This window comes from Nocardioides sp. JCM 18999 (assembly GCF_055391175.1).
Genome location: NZ_AP043887.1, coordinates 2,790,354 through 2,803,507 on the forward strand (window position 1 = coordinate 2,790,354; position 13,154 = coordinate 2,803,507).

Here is a 13,154-nt window from a genome sequence, read left to right on the forward strand (position 1 = left end):
GCTCAGAACTGGACCGTCGGCGCGGTCTGCTGCCCCTCGGGCGCCTTGTAGAAGTCCCGGGCCGACACCTTCGCCAGTCCGGTGAGGAACATCCACGGGATCGTCACGACCAGCTTGTTCAGGGTCGAGACGGCGTCGTTGTAGTAGGTGCGGGCGAACGCGATCTGGTTCTCGGTCTCGGCCAGCTGCTTCTGCAGGTCGAGGAAGTTCTGGTTGGCCTTGAGGTCCGGGTAGGCCTCCGCGGTGGCGTTGAGCCGGACCAGCGACTGCTCCATCGCCGCGTCGGCGGCCGCCTTCGCCGGGACGTCGGTGCCCGCTGCCGCGGTCACGAGCTGGGCCCGTGCCCGCGTCACCTCCTCGAGCACCTCACGCTCGTGGGCGGCGTACCCCTTGACGGTCTCGACCAGGTTGGGGATCAGCTCGGCCCGTCGGGTCAGCTGGACGTCGATCCCGCCGAGTGCCTCCTGGGCGCCCACGTCGGTCGTGCGGAGCCTGTTGAACCCGACGATGACGAAGCCGACGAGGAGAACCACGACGACGAGCACGATGATCGCGATCCACATGGCAGGCATCCTTTCCTATCCGGGCAGTGCTGTCACCCGGCCCCGACGTTCGCAGAGCTCACCAGGAGCCCCCACCACCGCCTCCGCCGCCGCCACCGCCGCTGAATCCCCCGCCACCGCCGCCCGAGGAGCTCGACCGCTGGGTCGCGGCGTACGACGCGATCGCGCCGTTGACCGTCGAGTCGAAGTCCCCGACCACGTCGGCGACCCCGCCGTGCGCGAGCGCCGCGCCGGCGTAGTAGCCACCGAAGTAGCTGGGCATCGGGGGTTCGCTGCCCACCTCGGTGCGGTACTTGGCCGCCCACTCGTCGGCGCAGTCGAAGGCGACCGCCCAGGGGATGTAGGCCGTGTAGAGCTCCTGACGGCCGGAGAAGTCGAACCGGTCCTGGCTCGACGGGGTCGAGAGCACCCGCCGGAACCCGCCGACCTGCGACCACAGCTCGCGGCCCGCCCGAGTGCGCCGGGTGCCGGCGCCGGTCATCGCCATCGAGAAGCCGAAGATCGCGAACGCTCCCGGGACGATCGCGACCAGCGACATGCCGAACGGGTTCCAGAAGACCAGGACGCCCATCGCGATCAGCGCCAGGACGACCACGGTCACGCCCGTGCCGGCGAACCCGGTCCGGGACATGTTCCCCGACTCGATCCCCCAGATCTTGACCCAGCTGGTGAACCGCGCGATCTCGGCCTGCAACGCCTGTCCGGCCGAGACCGACTTCCGCGAGGCGGTGAACGTGCCGCCCTCGCCGGCGAGCGCCCGGACCGCCACCTGGGCGGCATCGCCCTCGACGATGTCGCCGTGGGCGGCGATGCTCCAGCCCTCCTCGGCGCGGTCGAGGGTGATCACGCCGCGATCGGCCCCCTCGAGGAGGGTCGCGATGAAGGCGTGCCGGGGCACGGTCTCACGCAGCAGGTACGCCGCCTGGGCCGGGTTGATCCCGGGCGGTGGTGCGTAGACGAGCGGGAACGGCGGGTCCTTCTCCCGGGAGCGAGCCCCGAGCCGGGCGCCGCCGATGCCGGCACCGACGGCGAGCAGGCCGACCAGGACGACCGCCCACGGGCGGGTGCCGAGCACCCGGTCCCACCGTTGCGGCCACGGCAGGTGTCCGCCTTCGGCCGGGGTCGCCATGTCCAACCGGGTGAGGATGGTGACGGGGGTCAGGTTGGTGAGCGTGTCCAGGTGGAGGCTGACCAGCTCGGTGCCGGCTCCGGTCGGGGCGCACGCGACGGCGTCGACTCCCGTCCCGACCGCGCAGCGCACCGTCGGTCCGGCAGGCACCGGGAAGCGCACCTGGATCGAGACGTTCCTCATCGACTGCAGCCAGCCGCCGGGGACGACGTTCCAGTAGAAGGTGGAGCCGCCCTTCTCGGCCGGGAGCAGCACCCCGGGGATCGTGTAGCGGATGACGTAGGTGTGGGTGCCGACGGTCAGCAACGTGTCGGCGTCTCCGATCCGGACCACGGTGTACCGGCCGCCCTCACGGGCCTCGGTCGTCCACGGCTCCTGGTGGCCGTCCCGGGTCACGGAGATGTCGCGCGGGGTGCGGCGTGCCTGCGGTGCGTTGGCGTCGTACCGGTCGAAGAAGCGGAAGATGCCGTGCCGGTCCGAGGTGGTGACGTCGACGTCGATCGTCTCGGTCGCCTCCAGGTCGCCGTCCGCGTCGACGGTGAAGTCGGCGTCGTACCGGCTGATGCTGGTCGGGTCCGAGACGGCCTGGCCGTCGGTGTCGACGCCCCAGAGCACCGCCGGGAACGCGACCAGCGCTGCCAGGGCCAGGACGGCCACGGCGGTGGCGAGGGCGCGCTTCACGCCCGTGACTCTAGTGGGCAGAAATGCCGAAGGGCCCGATCACACGGATCGGGCCCTTCGGTTTCGACTGGTGATCTGCTCGATCAGAAGTCCATGCCGCCCATGCCACCGGTCGGGTCGCCCATCGGGGCGGCCTTCTCCGGCTTGTCGGCGACGACGGCCTCGGTGGTGAGGAAGAGCGCCGCGATGGAGGCAGCGTTCTGCAGCGCCGAGCGGGTGACCTTGGCCGGGTCGATGATGCCCTCGGCCAGCAGGTCGACGTACTCGCCGGTGGCGGCGTTGAGGCCCTGGCCGGCCGGGAGACCGGCGACCTTCTCCGCCACGACGCCGCCCTCGAGGCCGGCGTTGATGGCGATCTGCTTCAGCGGAGCCGAGACGGCGGCCTTGACGATCGCGGCACCGGTGGCCTCGTCGCCGGACAGGTCGGCCTCGAGCTTCTCGAAGACGGCGGCAGCGGCCTGGACCAGCGCGACACCACCACCGGGCAGGATGCCCTCCTCGACCGCAGCCTTGGCGTTGCGGACGGCGTCCTCGATGCGGTGCTTGCGCTCCTTGAGCTCGACCTCGGTGGCAGCGCCGACCTTGATCACGGCGACACCGCCGGCGAGCTTGGCGAGGCGCTCCTGGAGCTTCTCGCGGTCGTAGTCGGAGTCCGACTTCTCGATCTCGGCGCGGATCTGGTTGACCCGACCCTCGATCTGGGCAGCGTCGCCGGCACCCTCGACGATGGTGGTCTCGTCCTTGGTGATGACGACCTTGCGAGCCTGGCCGAGCAGGGTGAGGTCCGCGGTGTCGAGCTTGAGGCCGACCTCCTCGGAGATGACCTGACCGCCGGTGAGGATCGCGATGTCCTGCAGCATGGCCTTGCGACGGTCACCGAAGCCCGGAGCCTTGACGGCGACGGACTTGAAGGTGCCCTTGATCTTGTTCACGACCAGGGTCGACAGCGCCTCGCCGTCGGTGTCCTCAGCGAGGATGACGAGCGGCTTGCCGGACTGGATGACCTTCTCCAGCAGCGGGAGGACGTCCTTGACCGAGCTGATCTTCTGGTTGGCGATCAGGATGTAGGGGTCCTCGAGGACCGCCTCCATGCGCTCGGGGTCGGTGACGAAGTAGGCCGAGATGTAGCCCTTGTCGAAGCGCATGCCCTCGGTGAGCTCGAGGTCCAGACCGAAGGTGTTGGACTCCTCGACCGTGATCACGCCCTCCTTGCCGACCTTGTCCATGGCCTCGGCGATGAGCTCGCCGACCGTGGTGTCAGCGGCGGAGATGGACGCGGTGGCCGCGATCTCTTCCTTGGTCTCGATCTCCTTGGCGTTCTCGAGGAGCTGCGCGGAGATGGCGTCGACGGCCTTCTCGATGCCCTTCTTCAGGCCCATCGGGTTGGCGCCGGCGGCGACGTTGCGCAGACCCTCGCGGACGAGAGCCTGGGCGAGCACGGTCGCGGTGGTGGTTCCGTCACCGGCGACGTCGTCGGTCTTCTTGGCGACCTCCTTGACGAGTTCGGCACCGATCTTCTCGTACGGGTCCTCGAGCTCGATCTCCTTGGCGATGGAGACACCATCGTTGGTGATCGTGGGGGCGCCCCACTTCTTCTCGAGGACCACGTTGCGGCCCTTGGGCCCCAGGGTGACCTTGACGGCGTCGGCGAGGGTGTTCATGCCACGCTCGAGGCCGCGACGGGCCTCCTCGTTGAAGGCAATCAGCTTAGGCATTGCGCTCGGCATCCTTCGTGGATCGAAGTTCATTGGTTGTCACTCTCCGGTCGAGAGTGCCAGATTCATGTTTAGCACTCGACCCCTGAGAGTGCAAGGAGAGGGGCCGTTCGCGAGGGCCTCTCAGATCGGCAGCCGGTGCCCGAACGGCACCGAGTCCCGCTCCCCCAACGCCGCCAGCAGCGAGGGCAGGAACGCCTCCGCCGTACGGCGGTAGCCCAGCTCGCTCGGGTGGAACTGGTCGATGGCGAACATGTCGTCGGGGTTGGTCTCGAAGAACGGCCCGACCACCTGGGCCAGCGACACGACGTGGGCCCCGGCACTCTGCGCCGCCTCGCCCTGCGCGGCCGCGAGCAGCCGCGAGGCCCGTCCGGCCAGGCTGCGCAACGGATCCGGCAGCGGTCGTAGCGCCCCCAGGTCGGGGCAGGTGCCGACCACGACCGCTGCGCCGCGACCGCGGAGGGCGTCGATGACCTCGGTGAGCGAGGCGACCGACTCGGCCACCGGGATCCGGTGGGTGACGTCGTTGCCGCCCACGATCAGGACGGCCAGCTCGGGGCGGTAGCCGGGCTCGAGGATGGCGAGCTGCTGCTCCTGGATCATCCAGGTCTCGGCGCCGACCTTCGCGACCGTGCGCAGCCGCACCGGTCGGTGGATCCGGTCGGCGAGCTCCTTGGCGAGGCGGGCGCCGAGGGTGCCCTTGGCCCGGTCGGCGCCCAGCCCGGCAGCGATCGAGTCACCCAGCACCAGCAGGTCGAGCGGTTCCACGCCGGCGCCGTGACGGCGGCGGTAGACCTTGTCGGCCGGGATCGCGACCTCGCCCAGCGGTTTCCCGATCGTCTCGCGGGCCTGGGCCGCCTGGCGCTTGAGCAGCGCGACGAACCCGCCCATCGCGAGAGCACTGACTCCGCCGATGACTGCGGCCGAGGCACCGACCCCGATCAGCAGCCGACCGTTGCGATCCACATCCGGTGTCTATCCGCCGGACGTGAACCCTGGGCGAAACCCGGGTTTCGACGGTACGAAACCCGGGTTTCGCGCTCAGATGATGTTCGCGGCCTCGAAGGCGTCGTAGTTGGGCGCGATCGTGGCGGCGGGGCCGACGCGGTCGGCGATCGAGTCCAGGGTCTTGAGACCGTGGCCGGTGTTGATGATCACCGTCTCGAGGGTCGGGTCGAGCTGGCCGGTCTCGACCAGCTTCTTGGTCACCGCGACCGTGGTGCCACCGGCGGTCTCGGTGAAGATGCCCTCGCTGCGCGCCAGCAGCACGATGCCGTCACGGATCTCGTCGTCGGTGACCTCCTCGACCGCGCCGTGCGTGGTGCGGGCGATGTCGAGGACGTAGATGCCGTCGGCGGGGTTGCCGATCGCGAGCGACTTGGCGATGGTGTCGGGCTTGACCGGCCGGATCGCGTCCACGCCGGCCTTGTACGCCGTCGAGACCGGGTTGCAGCCCGTGGCCTGCGCACCGAAGATCCGGTAGTCCTTGGCCTCGACCAGACCGAGCTTGATCAGCTCCTGGAAGGCCTTGTGCACCTTGGTCAGCTGCGAGCCGGACGCGACCGGGATGACGACCTGGTCGGGCAGGCGCCAGCCGAGCTGCTCGGCGATCTCGTAGCCCAGCGTCTTGGAGCCCTCGGCGTAGAAGGGGCGCACGTTGACGTTGACGAACGCCCAGCCCTCCTCCTCGGCGGCGATCTCCTGAGCGAGCTTGTTCACGTCGTCGTAGTTGCCCTCGACGGCGACCAGGCGGTCGGTGAAGATCGCGGAGTTGATCTGCTTGGGCTGCTCGAGGTTGCTCGGGATGAAGACGGCCGTCGGGATCCCGGCGCGGGCCCCGGCGGCAGCGACGGCGTTGGCCAGGTTGCCGGTCGAGGGGCAGGCGAACACCTTGGCGCCCAGCTCGACCGCGGCGCTCAGGGCGCAGGCCACGACCCGGTCCTTGAACGAGTTGGTCGGGTTGGTGGAGTCGTCCTTCACCCAGAGCCGCGAGATGCCCAGCTCGGCGGCCAGGTTCTTCGCCTCGATCAGGCGGGTGAAGCCGGGCTCGGTGTTGGGGCTGGACTCGATGTCGGCCGGGACCGGCAGCAGCGCCTTGTAGCGCCAGATGTTGGCCGGGCCGGCGGCGATCTCCTCACGGGTGATCGTCGGGAAGTCGTAGGCCACCTCGAGGGGGCCGAAACACTCCGGACAGGCGTAGTGGGGACCGAGGTCGATCTGCGTGCCGCATTCACGACAGGCAAGGGCAGTGGCGTTACCGAACGCACCCTGACGGGGACCAGTGCTCATGAGAAACCTCCTCCTCATCTTCCCTGGGCGACGGTCGCACAGGCCGGATTTAGCACCTGCTCCGCGACCCACCCTTGACGGGGAGGAGACTCGCGGTCGGTTGCCGGGACTTCACTGGGCCGTTCCCTCAGTCCCTCTCGATGAGCTGGGGTCACTGTAGCGGTCAGGAGAGATCGCGTGCCAATCGCTTCAGGAAGTCGAGCACGCCGTCGGGCCCGGGCACGACCAGGTCGGCGAGCGCCGCCAGCGCCCCCTCCTCGTCGGAGCCGGAGCAGACCAGCAGGCTGGGCAGCCCCTCGCCCCGCCACGCGGTGATGGTCTCGAAGGCCTCCAGGTCGCCCAGGTCGTCCCCGGCGAAGAGGACCCCGGTGGCGGGCAGCCCGGTGATCAGCCGGTCGACCACGAGCCCCTTGTCCATCGATCCGTCGCGGATCTCGATCACCGCCCGCCCGGGCTCGACCTCGAGGTCGTGGGACTCGGCGGCCCGGGTCAGCGGGGGCAGCAGGCGGGCGAAGGCCGCGTCGGCGTCGGCGAGCCGCCGCGTGTGGACGGCGACGGCGAGCCCCTTCTCCTCGACGTACGCCTCGGAGGCGTTCGCGTCGCGCAGCACCTTGGGCAGCTCGCGCAGGAAGGAGGCCAGTCCCACCGGCGGCCGGGGGCCGACGATGGTGCGGTGCGAGGCGGTCCAGTGCTCGGCGCCGTACTGGCCGAAGACCCGCAGCTCGCAGCCGAGCTCGGCCATCCGGTCGGCGACCTCCTCGAGCCCGCCGAGGTCGAGCACCTGGCGTGCGGGGCGGCCCGTGACCACGGCGATGGCACCGACCAGCGGGGCCAGCGAGATGAGCACCTCGGCCGCCGCGGGGTGGATCCGTGCCCGGGTCGGGTCGTCCACGATCGGGGAGAGCGTGCCGTCGAAGTCGAGCGCGATCAGCGCCCCGTGGCCGACCTCGACCAGGGCCGAGTAACGGCGTTCTCCCTCCGGCGACACCCAACGCATGTCGTGCAGCGTTCCACAGCAGGCGGTGTCCGCGGCAATGGTCGGCGCCCGGAAGCGGCGAACATCACTCGAACAGCGGCCCGATCCGGTCGCCCAGCTCGCCGGCGACGTGTCGCACCCAGGAGGCGGCGAGGTGGTCGTCGTCGAAGTAGGTCCAGGTCCCGTCGACCACGGCCGGGCACTGTCCGTTCGAGCAGACCAGGCCGACGGTGTCGACGAACCGGGCGCCCGCCTTGGTCGCGGCCGCCTCGGTGAACGGGTTGCTGCGGATCCCGTCGCCGGTGGCCGGGGCCACGCACGAGGACTGGGTGTTGCCCGGGGTGGTGGCGCAGACGTCGAGCGGCTCGGTCCGCGCCGGCAGGTCGCCCAGGACGACGACCTGACCCGTGGCGGGCGCGATCTGGGTGATCAGCCGTTCCACCGACCAGTTCCAGGTCTGCTCCATGGTCTGGCCGGCCCGCGGGGAGGTCTCGTAGAACCCACGGCCGGCCACCACCACGGCGTCGGGGCGCAGTGCCTGGATCTTCGCCACCGCCCACAGTCGGAACGCGGCGCAGGTCGGGAAGGGATCCCCGCTCGAGGTCTGCGGGACGAAGTACGGCGCGCACCCGAGCTTGATCAGCGGCACCACCTGGAAGTGCTGCTGCTTGCCCAGCGCGTCCAGGGCGGGCAGCCACATGCCGGCGTGGGAGTCGCCCTGCACCACGACCACGCGATCGGCCTGGGTGTCGCCGTAGGTGCACGTCGGCGCCGTGCTGTCGGCCTGGTCGGCGAAGCAGCCGAAGCCGGTGCGCCAGAAGTCGGACCGGTGCGCGGCGGGGTCGAAGGGCGGCAGCGGGGCGCCGGCGCGGGCCTGGTCCAGGGCGGCGTCGATGGTCTCGCTCAGCCTGGGCGCGGCGGCCGCGGCTGCGGGCGTCGGCTCCGGGTGCGCTTCCTGCCAGGCCGCTGCGGCGGCGTTGCGCTGGTCGAGCCGGTCCTGGGCGTAGGCGGTGGCGCCGAAGCCGGCCCCGACCACCAGCGCGAAGGTCACCGGCCAGAGCACGAGCGCGCCCCGACCCCGCAGGCCGGGGATCCAGCCTCGTTGGAAGGGCACCTCGAGCAGTGCCCACGACAGCAGGGACAGCAGCAGCACGATCCCGACCATCGCCAGGTCCCGCTCGGTCTCGCTCCAGCCGGCCGGCAGTCGGGCCGGCGCCAGCAGCAGCACCGGCCAGTGCCAGAGGTAGACCGAGTAGGAGATCGTGCCGAGCGCCCGCAGCGGTGCCCAGCGCAGCACCTGGGAGACCGGCCCCTGCGGTGCGGCCAGCAGCGCCATGGTGGCCAGCATCGGGATCGCGGCCCGCCAGCCAGGGAACGGGGAGTCGCTGCTGAACGTGACCACCGCGACCGTCAGCAGGGCGGCGCCGGCGAAGCCCAGGAGCCACTGCATCCAGCGCGGGAACCGCGGGGCGAGGACCGCCAGGCAGGCTCCCCCGCCGAACTCGAAGCCCCGAGCCAGCGTGTTGAAGTAGGCCGTCGAAGGGTCCAGCGGCGTGATGTGCAGGGCCCAGGCGAAGGAGGCGAGCGTGACGGTGCCGACGATGGCGAGCATCCGCCACTTGCCCACCCCCCAGCGCACGGCGAGGACCAGCACGATCGGCCAGGCGAGGTAGAACTGCTCCTCGACCGCGAGCGACCAGTAGTGCTGGAACATCGACGGTGCGGCGTTGGCGAAGTAGTCGGTGCCCTGCATCGCGAGGTGGACGTTGGCGAGGAAGCCGGCCGACCAGACCGCGTCCTTCGCCGCCTGCTCCGTCGTGGCGACGGACTCCCAGTAGGCGGTCGCGGCCAGGGTCGCCAGCAGGACGAGCGTGGCGGCGGGCAGCACCCGTCGGGCCCGGCGGGCCCAGAAGCCCGAGAGCGAGATCCGGCCCCGGGAGCGTGCCTCGTGCAGGACCAGCCCGGTGATCAGGAACCCGGAGATGACGAAGAAGACGTCGACCCCGAGGAAGCCGCCGTCCATCCCGGGCAGCCCCATGTGGTCGGCGACGACCAGCGCGACCGCGAGCGCGCGCAGGCCCTGGATGTCGCCCCGCTTGCGTCGGCGGGGCTGGTCCTCGTGACGGCTCGGCGCGACGACCTCGGTCTCGACCGAGGTCGTCGTACTACCCGACTCGGCAGGAGCCTCGAGCGCGGTCATCGACCTAGTCGAGTGGTCCTGTGAGGATGACCGTCACGCGCGACTTCGACATCGGGCTCTGCGCCGGTGCGGTGCGCTTGATCCCCAGGTCCAGGGCCAGCTGCTTGGCGGCCGCCTTGAGCTTGCGCGGGTAGTAGACGGTGGTGGCCGGGACCGAACCGTGCCAGTTGTCGGCACCGACGACGTCCCAGCCGATCTTCTCGGCCCGGTCGCTCACGGTGCCGGCCAGTCCGCTGATCGCGGTGTTGTTGAAGATCACCACGTCGACCTTGCCGCGCTTGACCGGCGCGACGGTCGGGGTCGGGCTGGCCGCCGGGGTCGGGGTGACGCTCGGGCTCGCGGACGCACTGGCCGAGGAGGTCAACGGCGCGGTCGGGATCGCGACGACGGCGTCGCCGCTGTCGCGGGTGACGAAGAAGGCGACGCCGGCCATCACCACGGCCACGATGCTCAGCAGCACCACCGGGGAGGGCAGGACGAAGCCCCGCTGGGAGCTACTCGGTCGACGTACGGACATCACAGACGCACCTGGCGTGGAGCTCAGATCTCGAAGCCGAGACGACGGGCCGAGCGCTGCCGCTGGCGGGCGGCACGCAGGCGGCGCAGACGACGGACCAGCAGCGGGTCCGCGGCGAGCGCCTCCGGGCGGTCGATCAGGGCGTTGAGCACCTGGTAGTAGCGGGTCGCCGACATGTTGAACTTCTCCCGGACCGCGGTCTCCTTGGCGCCGGCGTACTTCCACCACTGGCGCTCGAAGTCGAGGATCTCGCGGTCACGGTCGCTGAGCTCACTCGTGACCACGGGCTCGTGGCGGGCAGGCGTCGCAGACATAGCGCCACTGTAGACGAGCGAATGACAGGTATGTAGTTCAACCCGCCCGCCTGTGACAGATGGGACGACTGAGGCGGGGAGGGCGCTCGGAGCGCCCGGCGACCGGCTAGGGTCGAGACATGGCAGCCGACCTCGTGGTCGTAGCGAACCGACTCCCCGTCGACCGGGTCGAGTCGCCCACAGGCGAGCCGACCTGGCGCACGTCGCCGGGCGGACTGGTCAGCGCGATCGAGCCCGTTCTGAGCCTGCACGACGGCATCTGGGTGGGCTGGCCGGGTGGCACCGAGACCGACCTCGAGCCGTTCGAGTCCGGCGGGCTCAAGCTGGTCCCGATCTCGATGTCGACCGACGAGATCGAGGGCCACTACGAGGGCATGTCCAACGGCACCCTGTGGCCGCTGTACCACGACCTGGTCGCCAAGCCGGAGTTCCACCGCGAGTGGTGGGACATGTACCAGCACGTCAACCGACGCTTCGCCGCCAAGGTCGCCGACCTCGCCGCCGAGGGCGCCACGGTCTGGGTGCACGACTACCAGCTGCAGCTGGTGCCGGCGATGCTGCGCGACCTGCGCCCGGACCTCAAGATCGGCTTCTACCTGCACATCCCGTTCCCCCCGGCCGAGCTCTTCCAGCAGCTCCCCTGGCGCCGCCAGATCCTCGAGGGTCTGCTCGGCGCCGACCTGGTCGGCTTCCAGCTCCCGGAGGCGGCAGCCAACTTCCGCCGCCTGGTGAAGGACCGGGTCGGGCACCCGACCGAGGGCGAGGAGGTGCTCCTCCCCGACGGGCGACGCGTCCGCGCGGCGGCGTACCCGATCTCGATCGATGCCCGCGGGTTCGAGGAGCTGGCCACCACCCCGGCGGTCGAGGAGCGCGCCAAGGAGATCCGGGAGGCGCTCGGCAATCCGCGCAAGGTCTTCCTCGGCGTGGACCGACTCGACTACACCAAGGGCATCCTGGCCCGGCTCAAGGCGTTCGGCGAGGTGATGGAGGACGGCCACTTCGACGTCGAGGACGCGGTCTTCGTCCAGGTCGCGGTGCCCAGCCGTGAGGCGGTCGAGCACTACATCAACCTGCGTGACGAGCTTGAGCAGCTGGTCGGGCGGCTCAACGGCGATCTCGGCCGGATCGGTCAGCCCGCGATCCACTACCTGCACTCGTCGTACCCGCGGGAGGAGATGGCGGCGCTCTACCGGATGGCCGACATCATGGTCGTCACGCCGTACCGCGACGGGATGAACCTGGTCGCCAAGGAGTACGTCGCCACCCGGGTCGACGACGACGGCGCGCTGGTCCTGTCCGAGTTCGCCGGCGCGGCCGAGGAGCTGCGTCAGGCCTGGCTGATCAACCCGTACGACCTGAACGGGATGAAGGCGGCCCTGCTCGAGGCCTACCACGCCGAGCCGGACGAGCTGGCCCGCCGGATGCGCGCCATGCGGGCCACCATCCAGCGGCACGACGTCGCCGCCTGGGCACGCTCGTTCATGACCGAGCTGGAGACCCCGACCGCGCCGCAGTGACACCTGTCGGTTGACGGATGACCTACGTTGTCGGGTGTGCGATTGCTCCCTCGCCTCCCTGCTCGTTCGACGTTGGTCTCCGCCGCCGGCAACGTCGCCCACAAGGCCCTCTACGGCGGCGTGGCCGACCTGCGGCCGATGCCGCGGACGCTGATCGACGAGGGTCATCTGCGTGAGCTCTACCGGTACCGCGCCGACGGCGAGGTCCCCGAGGTCGGCGATCCGATCCTGCTGGTGACCCCGTTGGCGGCGCCGGCGATCTGCTACGACCTGCGCCGCGGGTGCTCCCTGGCCGAGCACCTGGTCGGTCTGGGCCGGCGCACCTACCTGGTGGAGTACGGCGAGGTCTCCTTCCGTGACCGCTCGCTCGGCGTGGAGCACTGGGTCGACGAGGTCGTCCCCGAGGCGATCCGGGCAGCCTCCCGCGACGCCGGCGGGCGCCCCGTGCACGTCGTCGGGTGGTCCCTCGGCGGCATCTTCGCGACGCTGTCGCTGGCCGCCGACCCCGCTCTGCCGGTCGCCTCCCTGACCATCGTCGGCTCCCCCTTCGACGTCTCCCGGGTGCCGTTGATGGCACCCGTCCGACCGCTGGTCGACCTCACCGACGGACGGATCGTCACCGCCACCTACCAGATGCTCGGCGGGGCGCCGAAGCCGTTGGTGCGGTGGGCGTTCCAGCTGACCTCCGTCGACAAGCTGATCACCAAGCCGTGGGCGATCGCGAGCCACCTCGACGACACCGACTTCCTCGCCCAGATCGAAGCCGTGGACCACTTCACCGCCAACATGACGGCCTACCCCGGGCGGACCTTCGGGCAGCTCTTCCACCGCTTCTTCCGAGGCAACTTCCTGATCAACGGCGGCCTCGTGGAGCTGCGCGACCGGACGGTGCGGCTCGGTGACCTGCGGGTCCCGACCCTGCTGTTCGGTGGCGCCGGCGACGGGATCGCGCCGGTGCGGGCGGTCGAGGCGGTGACGGGCCTGCTGACCGGTGCGCCGGAGGTCCGGTTCGAGATCGTCCCCGGAGGACACCTGGGCATGCTCACCGGACGCAAGGCGCGGGGCACGACCTGGCGCCACCTCCTCGACTGGATCGTCCAGCACGACAGCCAGAACCCGTCCCCGGAGACCGCCCCCGGGACCGGCGCGTCGGGCCCCTCGATCGGGTCGAACCCGAAGCGCCGGTACTCCTCGGCCAACTCCCGCGGCCTGGGACGTTCGTCCCGGTCTGCGGCCACCTGAGGGCGGCCCTG

11 protein-coding genes and 1 riboswitch are annotated in these 13,154 nt (G+C 70.7%); of the genes, 2 read left to right on the forward strand and 9 right to left on the reverse strand.

Going from position 1 to position 13,154, the window contains the following annotated elements:
- Nucleotides 1-2 precede the first annotated feature (2 nt).
- The 9 genes from ACZ5J1_RS13785 to ACZ5J1_RS13825 form a co-directional block, all read right to left on the reverse strand.
- Nucleotides 3-563 carry a LemA family protein gene (locus ACZ5J1_RS13785; protein WP_464559723.1) on the reverse strand — a complete coding sequence of 187 codons (561 nt, stop codon included), beginning with the start codon at nt 561-563 and terminating at the stop codon, nt 3-5.
- 58 nt (nt 564-621) lie between these two features.
- Nucleotides 622-2,373, reverse strand: coding sequence for a DUF2207 domain-containing protein (locus ACZ5J1_RS13790; RefSeq protein WP_464559725.1), 1,752 nt, complete (start codon nt 2,371-2,373; stop codon nt 622-624).
- 83 nt (nt 2,374-2,456) lie between these two features.
- Entirely contained in the window at nt 2,457-4,088 is a 1,632-nt protein-coding gene (gene groL, locus ACZ5J1_RS13795) for a chaperonin GroEL (protein ID WP_464559727.1), read from the reverse strand.
- Nucleotides 4,089-4,211: 123 nt separating this feature from the next.
- Nucleotides 4,212-5,054: an SGNH/GDSL hydrolase family protein gene (locus ACZ5J1_RS13800; RefSeq protein WP_464559729.1), complete on the reverse strand. Its 843-nt coding sequence runs from the start codon at nt 5,052-5,054 to the stop codon at nt 4,212-4,214.
- A 75-nt stretch (nt 5,055-5,129) separates the two neighbouring features.
- Nucleotides 5,130-6,377: a threonine synthase gene (gene thrC / locus ACZ5J1_RS13805; RefSeq protein ID WP_464559731.1), complete on the reverse strand. Its 1,248-nt coding sequence runs from the start codon at nt 6,375-6,377 to the stop codon at nt 5,130-5,132.
- Between the two features lie 11 nt (nt 6,378-6,388).
- A riboswitch (SAM riboswitch) is annotated at nt 6,389-6,524 on the reverse strand.
- 16 nt (nt 6,525-6,540) lie between these two features.
- Nucleotides 6,541-7,374, reverse strand: a complete 834-nt coding sequence (gene otsB / locus ACZ5J1_RS13810; RefSeq protein WP_464559733.1) for a trehalose-phosphatase — start codon at nt 7,372-7,374, stop codon at nt 6,541-6,543.
- 64 nt (nt 7,375-7,438) lie between these two features.
- On the reverse strand, nt 7,439-9,553 hold the full coding sequence (locus ACZ5J1_RS13815) for an acyltransferase family protein (protein WP_464559735.1): 2,115 nt from the start codon (nt 9,551-9,553) through the stop codon (nt 7,439-7,441).
- A gap of 4 nt (nt 9,554-9,557) precedes the next feature.
- Nucleotides 9,558-10,070: a LytR C-terminal domain-containing protein gene (locus ACZ5J1_RS13820; RefSeq protein ID WP_464559737.1), complete on the reverse strand. Its 513-nt coding sequence runs from the start codon at nt 10,068-10,070 to the stop codon at nt 9,558-9,560.
- 23 nt (nt 10,071-10,093) lie between these two features.
- Nucleotides 10,094-10,384, reverse strand: a complete 291-nt coding sequence (locus ACZ5J1_RS13825) for a DUF3263 domain-containing protein (RefSeq protein ID WP_464559739.1) — start codon at nt 10,382-10,384, stop codon at nt 10,094-10,096.
- A 119-nt stretch (nt 10,385-10,503) separates the two neighbouring features.
- Here ACZ5J1_RS13825 and ACZ5J1_RS13830 point away from each other — a divergent pair, with 119 nt between their 5' ends.
- Both ACZ5J1_RS13830 and ACZ5J1_RS13835 read left to right on the forward strand, forming a co-directional pair.
- The gene (locus tag ACZ5J1_RS13830) at nt 10,504-11,901 is read left to right on the forward strand and encodes an alpha,alpha-trehalose-phosphate synthase (UDP-forming) (protein ID WP_464559741.1); all 1,398 of its coding nucleotides are present in this window, start codon (nt 10,504-10,506) and stop codon (nt 11,899-11,901) included.
- A 36-nt stretch (nt 11,902-11,937) separates the two neighbouring features.
- Nucleotides 11,938-13,143, forward strand: a complete 1,206-nt coding sequence (locus tag ACZ5J1_RS13835) for an alpha/beta fold hydrolase (protein WP_464559743.1) — start codon at nt 11,938-11,940, stop codon at nt 13,141-13,143.
- The last annotated feature ends 11 nt before the right edge of the window (nt 13,144-13,154 follow it).

Excerpts from the sequence above, each read along its gene's own strand:
- ACZ5J1_RS13785 (WP_464559723.1), bottom strand. The coding sequence starts at position 563 with ATGTGGATCGCGATCATCGTGCTCGTCGTCGTGGTTCTCCTCGTCGGC.
- groL (WP_464559727.1), bottom strand. The coding sequence starts at position 4,088 with ATGCCTAAGCTGATTGCCTTCAACGAGGAGGCCCGTCGCGGCCTCGAG.
- thrC (WP_464559731.1), bottom strand. The coding sequence starts at position 6,377 with ATGAGCACTGGTCCCCGTCAGGGTGCGTTCGGTAACGCCACTGCCCTT.
- otsB (WP_464559733.1), bottom strand. The coding sequence starts at position 7,374 with ATGCGTTGGGTGTCGCCGGAGGGAGAACGCCGTTACTCGGCCCTGGTC.
- ACZ5J1_RS13815 (WP_464559735.1), bottom strand. The coding sequence starts at position 9,553 with ATGACCGCGCTCGAGGCTCCTGCCGAGTCGGGTAGTACGACGACCTCG.
- ACZ5J1_RS13820 (WP_464559737.1), bottom strand. The coding sequence starts at position 10,070 with ATGTCCGTACGTCGACCGAGTAGCTCCCAGCGGGGCTTCGTCCTGCCC.
- ACZ5J1_RS13825 (WP_464559739.1), bottom strand. The coding sequence starts at position 10,384 with ATGTCTGCGACGCCTGCCCGCCACGAGCCCGTGGTCACGAGTGAGCTC.
- ACZ5J1_RS13830 (WP_464559741.1), top strand. The coding sequence starts at position 10,504 with ATGGCAGCCGACCTCGTGGTCGTAGCGAACCGACTCCCCGTCGACCGG.